General features: G+C 70.0%; 12 protein-coding genes and 1 pseudogene. 10 read left to right on the top strand and 3 right to left on the bottom strand.

Annotation, left to right across the window (positions count from 1 at the left end):
- Positions 1–315 (bottom strand): annotated as a pseudogene (locus VI238_RS15500) (shikimate dehydrogenase); the annotation flags it as partial.
- 133 nt (positions 316–448) lie between these two features.
- Positions 449–1,438 (bottom strand): porphobilinogen synthase, encoded by a 990-nt coding sequence (gene hemB, locus VI238_RS15495; RefSeq protein WP_331652970.1) that lies wholly within the window; start codon positions 1,436–1,438, stop codon positions 449–451.
- 189 nt (positions 1,439–1,627) lie between these two features.
- On the opposite strand from hemB, the gene VI238_RS15490 reads away from it, so the two are divergent.
- The 8 genes from VI238_RS15490 to VI238_RS15455 all read left to right on the top strand — a co-directional run bounded on the left by VI238_RS15490 (position 1,628) and on the right by VI238_RS15455 (position 7,495).
- Complete coding sequence (locus VI238_RS15490) at positions 1,628–2,083, top strand: hypothetical protein (protein WP_331652968.1); 456 nt, start codon at positions 1,628–1,630, stop codon at positions 2,081–2,083.
- Between the two features lie 73 nt (positions 2,084–2,156).
- Positions 2,157–2,828: a 16S rRNA (guanine(527)-N(7))-methyltransferase RsmG gene (gene rsmG / locus VI238_RS15485; protein ID WP_331652966.1), complete on the top strand. Its 672-nt coding sequence runs from the start codon at positions 2,157–2,159 to the stop codon at positions 2,826–2,828.
- Positions 2,825–3,607 (top strand): AAA family ATPase, encoded by a 783-nt coding sequence (locus VI238_RS15480; protein WP_331652964.1) that lies wholly within the window; start codon positions 2,825–2,827, stop codon positions 3,605–3,607. Before rsmG ends, VI238_RS15480 begins: the two co-directional genes overlap by 4 nt.
- Positions 3,608–3,636: 29 nt before the next feature.
- Complete coding sequence (locus tag VI238_RS15475) at positions 3,637–4,509, top strand: ParB/RepB/Spo0J family partition protein (RefSeq protein ID WP_331652962.1); 873 nt, start codon at positions 3,637–3,639, stop codon at positions 4,507–4,509.
- A 108-nt stretch (positions 4,510–4,617) separates the two neighbouring features.
- Entirely contained in the window at positions 4,618–5,382 is a 765-nt protein-coding gene (locus VI238_RS15470) for a cupredoxin domain-containing protein (protein WP_331652960.1), read from the top strand.
- 9 nt (positions 5,383–5,391) lie between these two features.
- On the top strand, positions 5,392–5,955 hold the full coding sequence (locus VI238_RS15465) for a sigma-70 family RNA polymerase sigma factor (protein ID WP_331652958.1): 564 nt from the start codon (positions 5,392–5,394) through the stop codon (positions 5,953–5,955).
- Positions 5,942–6,667 (top strand): DUF3379 family protein, encoded by a 726-nt coding sequence (locus VI238_RS15460; protein WP_331652956.1) that lies wholly within the window; start codon positions 5,942–5,944, stop codon positions 6,665–6,667. The genes VI238_RS15465 and VI238_RS15460 overlap by 14 nt, the downstream gene beginning before the upstream one ends.
- 111 nt (positions 6,668–6,778) lie before the next feature.
- Positions 6,779–7,495, top strand: coding sequence for a glycosyltransferase family 2 protein (locus VI238_RS15455; RefSeq protein WP_331652954.1), 717 nt, complete (start codon positions 6,779–6,781; stop codon positions 7,493–7,495).
- 129 nt (positions 7,496–7,624) lie between these two features.
- Here the strand turns inward: VI238_RS15455 and ppc are convergent, their stop codons facing one another.
- Complete coding sequence (gene ppc / locus VI238_RS15450; protein ID WP_331652952.1) at positions 7,625–10,330, bottom strand: phosphoenolpyruvate carboxylase; 2,706 nt, start codon at positions 10,328–10,330, stop codon at positions 7,625–7,627.
- Between the two features lie 306 nt (positions 10,331–10,636).
- On the opposite strand from ppc, the gene rpmB reads away from it, so the two are divergent.
- Positions 10,637–10,873, top strand: coding sequence for a 50S ribosomal protein L28 (gene rpmB, locus VI238_RS15445; RefSeq protein WP_131995648.1), 237 nt, complete (start codon positions 10,637–10,639; stop codon positions 10,871–10,873).
- A 13-nt stretch (positions 10,874–10,886) separates the two neighbouring features.
- Positions 10,887–11,049, top strand: a 163-nt coding sequence (gene rpmG / locus VI238_RS15440) for a 50S ribosomal protein L33 (protein ID WP_131995653.1), incomplete at its 3' end; no start/stop codon positions are given.

The raw sequence follows: 11,049 nt of genomic DNA, 5'->3' as shown, positions 1-11,049 counted from the left end.
CAGGCCGATGCCGTCGGTGCTGTCTCCGCGCCAGCCGTCGCCGGCGCGAATGAGCGTGTTCACGCTGCCGCAGCGACGCGCGCGGTCGGATAGCGCGTCACATAGCGCGGTCGCATCCTCCTTGAGCGGCAATGTCACGTTCGCGCCACACCCGCCGTCGCGCGCGAACGCGGCGAGCGTCGCCGCGAACGTCTCACGGCCCGCTTCGATCGCGCGGTAGTCGAGCGCGATGCCGAGCTGCGCGCCGAACGCGGCATGGATCCGCGGCGACAGCGAATGCGCGATCGGCTGCCCGAATACGGCGTAACGGTTCATCTGGCGTCCGGGGGAGGTGCAAAGCCTGAAACACGAAGGACACGAAGGAAGAGCGAAAGAAGGCGAAGCTTGAATGTTTGCTCTTCTTCGTGTCCTTCGTGCTTCAATCTTTTCGCTGTTGCCTGTCGCCGCCTCAACCGCGCAACCAGCGCGCAGCGTCGAGTGCGAAGTAGGTGAGGATCGCGTCGGCGCCGGCGCGGCGGATGCCGGTGAGCGCCTCGAGCACGCAGGCGCGCTCGTCGAGCCAGCCGTTCGCGAACGCGGCCTTGAGCATCGCGTACTCGCCGCTGACCTGGTAGGCGAACGTGGGCGCGCCGAAGCGCTCCTTCACGCGCCGCACGATGTCGAGGTACGGCATCGCCGGCTTGACCATGACCATGTCGGCGCCTTCGTCGAGGTCGAGCGCGACTTCGCGCAGCGCCTCGTCGCCATTGGCCGGATCCATCTGGTAGGTGGACTTGTTGCCCTTGCCGAGGCTGCCGGCGGAGCCGACCGCGTCGCGGAACGGACCGTAGAACGCCGACGCGTACTTCGCTGCATAGGCGAGGATGCGTGTATTGACGTGGCCGTCGACTTCGAGCGCGGCGCGGATCGCACCCACTCGGCCATCCATCATGTCCGACGGCGCGACGACGTCGGCGCCGGCTTCGGCATGCGAGATCGCCTGCTTGACCAGCGCCTCGACCGTCGCGTCGTTGACGACGTAACCACGCTCGTCGACGAGGCCGTCCTGTCCGTGGGTCGTGAACGGGTCGAGCGCGACGTCGGTGATCACGCCGAGTTCGGGCAGCGCCTGCTTCAGCGCGCGCACCGCGCGCTGGGCAAGCCCGTCGGGGTTCCACGCCTCGCTCGCATCGAGCGACTTCGCCTCGGGCGGCGTGACCGGGAACAGCGCGAGCGCCGGGATGCCGAGGCCGTGCGCCTGCTCGGCGACACGCACCAGGCGGTCGATCGACACGCGCTCGACGCCGGGCATCGACGGGATCGCCTCGGCGACGTCGCGGCCTTCGCGCACGAACACCGGCAGGATGAGGTCGGAGGGGGTGAGATCGGTTTCGCGCATGAGCGCACGCGAGAACGCGTCGCGGCGCATGCGGCGCGGGCGGGTAAGCGGATAAGCCATCGGTTCCAGGGTCGGCTGGGAAAAAGTGCATTCTACGCGGCCGGAATGATCGGCCGCGCGGCACGATGTCCCGGCCGATTCCGCGCCGCAGCATGAAAAACTGTTAAGCAATCGTTAGTACTCGCGCGGGTATCGTGTTCAAGTGCTCCATGAAGCTGTCCCGATAACTACAACGCTGCAGAGAAAAACGTGGTTCCTCCAATCCTGATCGCGGCGCTCTGCGGGGTGGCCTTCCTCGCCGCAGCCTGCGTACGTCGCATTCCCCAAGGCCAGGTGTACACCTTGCGCGGTCGAGACGGGCGAATCCGCAGCGTCGGCCCGGGCCTGCACGTCGTGCTGCCCCTGCTCGAGCGCGTTGCCCACAAGATCGACCTGGCCGGGGCCACGGTCGCGGTCGACCAGCTGCAACGCGGCGCTCAGGGCTACCGCGCGCTGGTCTACTTCCAGGTGCTCGACCCGCAGCGTGCCGACGTCGTCATCGACGACGTCGAAGGCCTGCTGCAGGTGACCACGCGTCGCCTGTTCGACTATGCGGTACTGCCCGACGAGGCCGAGGCGCGCCGGCGCTGGCTCAAGCAGTCGCTCAACAGCGAACTGCGCGAGCGGGGCCTGCTCGTCGCGCGCGTCGACCTCGCCGCTGCCTGACGCGATTCGTGGCGCGGTGGATTTTGCGCGCGCGCGCGCGGATACTGCGCGCCCCCGTATCGTTGCGACCGCCATGTCTGACCGCGATCCGCTGCGGCAGCGTCTCGGCGCGGGTCTCGCGGCCCTCCGACTCGAACTGCCCGCCGCCGCCGTCGAGCGACTGCTCGACTACGTCGAGCTGCTGCAGCGCTGGAATGCCACCTACAACCTCAGCGCGGTGCGCGCTCCGGTCGACATGGTCACGCGCCATCTGCTCGATTCGCTCGCGGTCGCGCCGTACGTGCGCGGCGCGACGCTCGCCGACCTCGGCACGGGCGCCGGCCTGCCCGGCATTCCGCTCGCGATCGCCGCGCCGGAACGCGCGGTCACGCTGGTCGATTCGAACGGCAAGAAGACGCGCTTCCTGCGCGCGGCCGTGCGCGAGCTCCACCTCGCCAACGTCAGCGTCGCCGAAGCCCGCGTCGAGTCGATGCGCGGTCGTTTCGACTGCATCACCGCGCGCGCGTTCGCGACCCTCGCCGACATGCTCGCCTGGGGCGGTCACCTGCTCGCACCGGGCGGCCTCTGGCTCGCGCTCAAGGGGCGGCACCCGCAGGATGAAATCGATGCCCTACCCCCCGGCTTCAGCGTCGAGGCGGTCGTGCCGCTCGCGGTGCCCGGTTTGGAGGCGGAGCGCCACGTGGTCATAATCAGGAGTTCCGGCGCCGACGGCCCGGACCCACAGGAACGGGTGGCACGGCCATGACGCGCATCATCGCGATCGCGAACCAGAAGGGCGGGGTCGGCAAGACCACGACCGCGGTCAACCTGGCCGCGGCGCTCGCCGAGGAAAAGCACCGCGTGCTGCTGATCGATTTCGATCCGCAGGGCAACGCGACGATGGCGTCCGGCATCGACAAGCGCACGGCCAAGCCGAACGGCTGCGAAGTACTGCTCGACGAAGCGCCGATCGAGCGCGCGATCGTGACGACCGAGGGCGGCTTCGACCTGCTGCCAGGCAACGGCGATCTCACCGCGGCCGAGCTCAAGCTCATGGACGCCCTCGCGCGCGAATCTCGCCTCAAGGAGCAGATCGCGAAGCTCGGCGATCGCTACGAGACCGTGCTCATCGATTGCCCGCCGACCTTGCACCTGCTCACGATCAACGCGCTCACCGCCGCGCACGGCGTGCTCATTCCCGTGCAGTGCGAATATTTCGCGCTCGAAGGCCTGACCAGCCTGCTCGACACGATCAAGGCCGTGCGCCTGCGCCTCAACCCGCAGCTCGAAGTCGAAGGCCTGCTGCGCACGATGTACGACGTGCGCAACAACCTCGGCAACGAGGTGTCGCTGCAGCTGACCAAGCATTTCGGTGACAAGGTGCTGCGCTCGATCATCCCGCGCAACATCCGCCTCGCCGAGGCGCCGAGCCACGGCAAGCCGATCAACCTGTACGACCGCGAATCGCGCGGTGCCGTGGCCTACCTGAGCCTCGCCGGCGAGATGCTGCGGCGTCATCCCGCGGGCGCGGCGACGACGCACTGACGCGACGAGCGCACGAGGAAACCCCACGCATGGCCGCCAAGAAACGCCCTTCCAGCCTCGGCCGAGGCCTCGACGCGCTGCTCGGCGGGGGCGGCGACGCGCCCGCCGCGGCGATCGACACCGAGGGAGAGCTGCGCACGCTCGAGATCCACGCGATCCAGCCGGGCAGGTACCAGCCGCGCCATCACTTCGATGCCGAACCGCTCGAGGAACTCGCCGCGTCGATCAGGGCGCAGGGCTTGATCCAGCCCGTGGTCGTGCGCGCGATCGGCCCGGACCGCTACGAGCTCATCGCCGGCGAACGTCGCTGGCGCGCGGCGCAGCAGGCCGGCCTCGGCGAGATTCCCGCGCTGGTGAAGGCGGTGCCCGACCAGGCCGTCGTCGCGATGGCGCTGATCGAAAACATCCAGCGCGAGGACCTCTCGCCGCTCGAGGAGGCGCAGGCGCTGTCGCGCCTCATCGACGAATTCGGCCTCACCCACCAGCAGGCGGCGGAAGCGGTCGGGCGCTCGCGCGCGGCGGTATCGAACCTGTTGCGCCTGCTCGAATTGCCGGCCGAGATCAAGCGCCTGCTCGACGAGCGCGAACTCGAGATGGGCCATGCGCGCGCGCTGGCGACCCTCGCGGAGGCGCGCGCGGTCGCACTCGCGCATACCGCGGTCGAGCAGCGCTGGTCGGTGCGTGAGCTCGAGGACGCGGTACGCCGGGTCGGCGGCGACGCCACCAAGCCGGCCAAGCCGACGGCCAAGCCGGATCCCAACATCGCCGCACTCGAACGCGACCTCGCCGAAAAGCTCGCGACGCGCGTGCGCGTCGCGCACGCGCGCAACGGACGCGGCAAGCTCGTGATCCACTACCACAGCCTCGACGAGCTCGACGGCATCCTCGAGCGCATCCGCTGACGAGCGGCGGCGCGACCGCCGCGATCGCGCATATATGCGACGCGACGAGGCAACCCCGGACCGCCGTTCGGGTACACACGGGAACCGCCACCCCTGGGGAGTACCGTCATGCGCCGTACCGCTTTCGCCGTCGCCAGCCTCGCCTTCTGCGCCACACCCGCATTCGCCGCCGATCACGTCGTGCTCGCCAAGAACGGTCCCGGCGGTCGGCACTTCGAGCCCTCGCCACTGACCATCGCGGTCGGCGACACCGTCACCTTCAAGAACGACCCGGCCGGACTCGGTTTCCACAACGTCAAATCCGACGACGGTGCGATCACCGCGTTCCGCTGCGCCAACGGTTGCGACGGCGCGGGTGGGAACGGCGATGCGGCGTCGAACGCGTGGCAAGCGACGGTCGCCTTCCCCGATGCGGGGACGATCGGCTACTACTGCGAAATCCACGGCGGCAGCGGCGGCGTCGGCATGGCCGGCTCGATCACGGTGCAGTCGGCCGCGACGCCGACGGTCGAGGTCACGCCCGCGAGCGTGAGCGGCTCCGCCGCCGCCGGCGCCAGCGCGACGACCGCTTTCGACATCGCGAACAGCGGCGCCGCGACGCTCGACTGGTCGCTCGACACGTCCTCGACCGGCTGCGTCGCGCCCGTCGACGTACCGTGGATCGCGCTTGCCCCCGCATCGGGCTCGATCGCCGCCGGCGCCGGGGCCGCCAGCATCGGCGTCACGCTCGACGCGAGCAGCCTGACACCGGGCGCGTACAGTGCGAACATATGCGTGCACAGCAACGACGCGGCCCACGACCCGTTGACGCTGCCGGTCAGTTTCACCGTCAATACGCCCGACCTGATCTTCGAAAACGGCTTCGATGGGTGACTCCTCCGCATGACGGAAGTTGCAAGCCAGGACGGCAATCCCCGGTCTGTTGCAGTGGCGGGTAATCGCCAGCAGCAGTTCGAGGCCCTCGTGCGTGCGCATTCGAGCGAGCTTTATCGCTACGCGTACTGGCTTTGCGGCCAGGACGCGCTTGCGCAGGATCTGGTCCAGGAGACCTTCCTGCGCGCATGGCGTTCGCTCGATGCGCTGCGCGAGGACATTGCGGCGAAAGCATGGCTGGCGACGATCCTGCGGCGCGAACATGCGCGCCTGTATGAACGCAAGCCGATGCCGACCACCGATATCACCGACCTCGAACTCAGCGATGACGCACCTGGCCCGGAACACCGCGGGGAGGACGCCGTGCTGCGCGCGGCGATCGCCAAGCTCGAGCCGAAGTACCGCGAGCCGCTCGTGTTGCAGGTCCTGGGCGGTTTCTCGTGCGGCGAGGTCGCTGCACAGCTCGGCATCAGCGAATCGGCCGTGATGACCCAGGTGTTCCGCGCGCGGCAGAAGCTGCGTGCGTTGCTCGACGGCAAGGATTCGGAGGCAGGTCCCCATGGACTGCCTTGAGTTCCGCCGCCGCCTCGGCAGCGATCCGCAGGTCCTCGATACCGGAGCGCGCGCCCACATGGCCAGCTGCCGCGACTGCGCGCCACTCGCCGCCGAAGCGCAGGCGTTCGACGCGCGCCTCGCGGCGGCGCTCGCCGTGCCGGTGCCGGATGACCTTGTCGAACGCATTCTCCAAGCGCAGCGCCGACGTACCGTGGAGCCGTTCCAGCCGCGTCGTCGACTCGGCTGGATCGCGCTCGCCGCGGCGGCGAGCGTTCTGCTCGCTTTCGGCGTGGTCCGCTTGCGCCAGGCGACCGGCTTGCGCGCGATGGTCGCCGCGCACGTGACCGCGCCCGACGAACACGCCGCGCTCGCGATGGTCGCGCCGGTACCGCAGGCCGAGGTCGAGCATGCGTTCGCCGATCGCGGCGTCAAGCTCGCCGATGTACCGCCGGAAGTCGCCTACGTCGCCGAATGCTCGATCGGCCGTTGGCGCAGCGTGCACATGGTCAGCGCCGGCACGGACGGCCCGGTCAGCGTCGTCTACGTCGTGCGCGACCGCGCCAGCAAGGCGTCTTCGTTCCACCGGGCGGGTCTCGTCGCGCGCGAGGTGCCGATGGCCGACGGCACGCTGTTCATGCTCGCCGATTCCGATGCGCGTTTCGACGCGCTCGAGCATGCGTGGCGGAACGCGCTCGAAGGCCTGCCGCGCGTCGCTTCCGGCAGCAACTGACGATCCTTCGCGGCCCGGCTGCGACAATTGCGCGCAGGTGCGGGCGGGAGTTGCGGCCACCGCAGGCAAAACCGGCGATAATGCGCGCCTTTCGCGAACCGACCTGCCGTCATGCCCGCATTGTCCGTGGTCGTGCCCGTCTTCAACGAGCGCGACAACATCCCGCCGCTCCTCGCGGAGATCGCCACCGCCCTGCGCGGTCGCGTCGATTTCGAGATCGTCTACGTCGACGACGCGAGCAAGGACGACAGCCTTGCGGTGCTCGCCGCCGCGAAGAGCGGGTATCCGGAGCTGCGCGTCGTGCGCCATCTCGCGCAAAGCGGACAGAGCACGGCGATCCGCAACGGCGTCAAGGCGGCTCGCGGCAGCTGGATCGCGACGCTCGACGGCGACGGCCAGAACGACCCGGCCGACATCCCCAGGCTGATCGCGATGCGCGACGCGTCGCCGGCGACGATCAAGCTGTTCGCGGGCTGGCGCGTCGACCGCCGCGATTCCGGCAGCAAGCGCTGGGCGTCCAAATGGGCGAACGCGATCCGCTCGCGCCTGCTGCACGACGATACCCCCGACACCGGTTGCGGCATCAAGCTGTTCGAGCGCGCGAGCTTCCTCGACCTGCCCTATTTCGACCACATGCATCGCTTCCTTCCCGCGCTCATGCAGCGGGCCGGCTGGCAGGTGAAATCGGTGCCGGTCAACCACCGCCCGCGCGGCAGTGGCATCTCGAAGTACAACAACCTCAACCGCGCGCTCGTCGGCATCGCCGACCTGCGCGGGGTCGCCTGGCTCATCAAGCGCTCCAGACGCACCGCGACCGAAGAAATCTGAGTCGGCGCCGCTCGGTCGAGCACGGCGCCTCGATGCGCGTTGTCCGGGAGGCAACGCGACTTCAGGGCCCCCGCCTTCGCCCGAGTGCATCGCCCGCGCGTGGCCGCCGCGAGAGAATCGCCCGTCGCGTCAGCCGGTGTTCTGCAACGCCTGCGCGATCCCGTGCACGCTCGACACGAGCGCGGAAAACGTCGCGTCATCGGGGCTCCCCGCCGCGCGCCAGCGCTGCAGCAGGTCGGCCTGCACGAGGCTGATAGGGTCGGTATACGGGTTGCGCAGGCGGATCGACTGGGCGAGGCGCGGGTCGTCGGCGAGCAGCTCGTCGCGACCGCGCAGGCGCAGCAGCCACGTCGCCGTGCGCTCGAACTCGGCGGCGACGAGAGGAAAGAAGGCGTCGTGGAGAGGGCCGGCGAGGCGCGAGAAGCGCTCGGCGATGCCGAGATCGCACTTCGCGAGCAGCATCTCGAGGTCTTCGACGAGCGTACGGAAAAACGGCCAGTCGCGCGCCATCTCCGCGAGCAGCGCTTCGTCGCCGCGCGAGGCGGCACGTTCGATCGCGGTCCCGACGCCGTACCAGCCGGTGAGCCCCGAGCGGCATTGCGCCCAGGCGAACACCCAAGGGATCGCGCGCAGCGATTCGATGCCGCCCGCGCCGACGCCTCGTCGCGCGGGACGCGAACCGAGCGTCATGCGCTCGATCACGTCGATCGGCGTCGCGAGGCGGAAGTAGTCGACGAACCCCGCCGTGCCCGCGACGAGCCGGCGATAGGCCGTTGCGCCGTCGTCGGCGAGTGCATGCATCGCCTCGCGCCAGCGCGGTTCGCGCGGCTCGGCCGCGCGCGGCCGCAGGGTCGCGAGCAGCACTGCGCCGGCGGCCTGCTCGAGACTGCGCAGCGCGAGTGCGCGGATGCCGTACTTCTGGTGAATGACCTCGCCCTGCTCGGTGACGCGCAAGCGGCCGTCCACTGCCCCGCGCGGCGCCGCGATCACGCCACGCGTGACCTTGCCGCCGCCGCGACTGATGGAGCCTCCGCGCCCGTGGAAGAAGGTGAGCGCGACGCCATGCCCGCGCGCGACCGACAGCAGGTCTACCTGCGCGCGCTGCAGCGCCCAGCGTGCGGCGAGGATGCCGCCGTCCTTGGCGCTGTCGGAATAGCCGAGCATGATCGTCTGGCGGTCGCCGCGCGCGGCGATATGTGCGCGGTAGACGGGTTCGGCGAGCAGCGCGGCGAAGGTCGAGGGTGCGGCGCGCAGGTCGTCGATCGTCTCGAACAGCGGCGCGACGTCGAGCGGAACCGCACCCGCGGCGTCGACGAGCCCGCCCGCGCGCGCGAGCGCGAGCACCGCGAGCACGTCCGCGACGCTGCCGGCCATGCTGATCACGTAGACGCCGAGCGCGCCGTCGCCGTGGCGCCTTCGTGCGTCGGCGAACGTGCCGAACACCGCGACCGTGCGCACGAGCGTCGCATCCTCGTCGCGCACGGCGAGCGACCGCGAACCGAGCGCGTACGGCGCGATCACCGCCGCGCGCGCCGACGCATCGTCGGGCAGCGCGCCGAGGCTTTCCGCGAGCGCGGCCGCGTGCACGCGCGAATCCTGGCGCGCGTCGAGCCGCGCGAGATGGAAGCCGAACGTCGCGATGCGACGCTGCAGCCGCCGCACGGCGAACCAGCCCGCGTTCGCGCCCGCGTGCGCGCGCAGGCTCGCGGCGACGAGTTCGATGTCGGCCGCGAACTCGCCCACGTCGGCGTAGGCGCCCGGCGTGTCGTGCGCGGTTGCCGCGAGTCGAGCGCCGATCAGCTGCAGCAGGCACCGGTACGGCATGTTCTCGTGGCGCGGACGAATCTTCGCGGCCGCCTCGGGCACGAGTTCGCGATACACCGCGAAGCGCGCGCGCACGGCGTCGTCGACGCCGACGCGGTCGAGCGTCTGCGTGAGCAGCCGCGCGAGGTCCGCGCATTCGCGCCGGTAGCAGGCGAGCACGATCTGGCGCTGCTTGCGCAGCGCCGCCGCGATCGTCGCCGCGCCGACGTTGGGGTTGCCGTCCATGTCCCCGCCGACCCACGACGCGAAGCGCACGATGCGCGGCAGCGCGGGACAGGTGCCGTAGACGTCGACGATGGCCCGCTCGAGTACTTCGTAGAACACCGGGATCACCCGGTAGAGCGGATCGGAGAGATAGAAGTCGACGTGATCGAGCTCGTCCTGCACCGACGGACGTACCGGCGACAGATCGGCGGTCTGCCAGCTGCTCGTCAACGCCATGCGCAGGCGCGCCCAGTCCACGGCGCGCTCGGCGTCGGTGCGCGGACCGACGAGGTCGGCGAGGAGTGCGCGGACGATCTCCTGTTCCTTTTCCAGCAGCGCGCGCCGCGAAGCTTCGGTCGGATGCGCCGTGAACACCGGTTCGACGTCGATGCGCGGCAGCGCTTCGAGCAACTCGGCGGCGTCGACCCCGGCGGCGCGAAGCCGCAGCAGAACGTCGTGCAGGCCGTCGGGCTGCGGCGCCGCGCGGGCGAGCTGGTAGTCGCGCCGGCGCCGGATGCGCTGCACGCGCTCGGCGACGTTGACGACCTGGAAGTAGGTCGAGAACGCCCGCACGATCGCGTCGGCGTCGGCGGCATCGAGCCCGGACAGTCGAGACGCGAGACGATCGACCCGCTCGCCCGCCTCGCGGCGCAGGACCGCCTCGGTGCGCGCCGATTCGACGCGCTCGTAGAAGGCCTGTCCGGCCTGCTCGACGAGCAGCTCGCCGACGAGCCGGCCGAGCCGGCGGACGTCCTCGCGCAGCGCCGGGTCGGTCGGTTCGTAGGCCGCTTCGCGCGTCGTCGCCACGGGTCGTCGGCTCCGCTGGGGGAAACCTCGACTCTACCAGTGCGTCGCGGTCGCGCATCGGCCGCTCGGGCCCTTCCCCGATGGCGGCCTGGCGACGGTCGGCCTGCGCCCCCTTGCCGCAAGCCGCTGATTCCGCTATAAAGCGCGGCTCCCTGCATCGTTCATCGCCCTTAGGGCACGCGGATCCCGGCATGCGGTCCGCCCGCGTCGATCGGTCGGGGATCTCCAGCACCGCATGGCGCATCGTCGCCGCTGGGCCGCCGCCGTCCTGGCCAAGGTCGGCATCGAGAATCGACGAGGTTCGCAATGTCCAGAATCTGCCAAGTCACCGGGAAGGGCGCCCTTTCCGGCAACAATGTTTCGCACGCCAACAACAAGACGCGGCGCCGCTGGCTGCCGAACCTCCACGAGCGCCGCTTCTGGGTCCCGAGCGAGAACCGCTGGGTGAGCCTGCGCGTGTCGAGCCACGGCCTGCGCACGATCGACAAGAAGGGCATCGAAGTCGTCATCGCCGAGCTGCGCAAGCGCGGCGAAAAGGTCTGAGGAGTAGAGCATCATGGCATCCAAGCGCGACAAGATCCGTCTGATCTCCTCGGCCGGCACCGGCCACTTCTACACCACCGACAAGAACAAGAAGAACACGCCGGAGAAGATGGCGGTCAAGAAGTACGACCCGGTCGTGCGCAAGCACGTCGAGTACAAGGAAGGCAAGATCAAGT

The organism is Dokdonella sp. (genome assembly GCF_036518555.1).
Lineage (GTDB): Bacteria > Pseudomonadota > Gammaproteobacteria > Xanthomonadales > Rhodanobacteraceae > Dokdonella_A.
This window is presented reverse-complemented; position numbering and strand designations above follow the sequence as displayed.

Excerpts from the sequence above, each read along its gene's own strand:
- rsmG (WP_331652966.1), top strand. The coding sequence starts at position 2,157 with ATGTCTGACCGCGATCCGCTGCGGCAGCGTCTCGGCGCGGGTCTCGCG.
- rpmB (WP_131995648.1), top strand. The coding sequence starts at position 10,637 with ATGTCCAGAATCTGCCAAGTCACCGGGAAGGGCGCCCTTTCCGGCAAC.
- VI238_RS15465 (WP_331652958.1), top strand. The coding sequence starts at position 5,392 with ATGACGGAAGTTGCAAGCCAGGACGGCAATCCCCGGTCTGTTGCAGTG.
- VI238_RS15470 (WP_331652960.1), top strand. The coding sequence starts at position 4,618 with ATGCGCCGTACCGCTTTCGCCGTCGCCAGCCTCGCCTTCTGCGCCACA.
- VI238_RS15480 (WP_331652964.1), top strand. The coding sequence starts at position 2,825 with ATGACGCGCATCATCGCGATCGCGAACCAGAAGGGCGGGGTCGGCAAG.
- hemB (WP_331652970.1), bottom strand. The coding sequence starts at position 1,438 with ATGGCTTATCCGCTTACCCGCCCGCGCCGCATGCGCCGCGACGCGTTC.
- VI238_RS15475 (WP_331652962.1), top strand. The coding sequence starts at position 3,637 with ATGGCCGCCAAGAAACGCCCTTCCAGCCTCGGCCGAGGCCTCGACGCG.
- VI238_RS15460 (WP_331652956.1), top strand. The coding sequence starts at position 5,942 with ATGGACTGCCTTGAGTTCCGCCGCCGCCTCGGCAGCGATCCGCAGGTC.
- VI238_RS15455 (WP_331652954.1), top strand. The coding sequence starts at position 6,779 with ATGCCCGCATTGTCCGTGGTCGTGCCCGTCTTCAACGAGCGCGACAAC.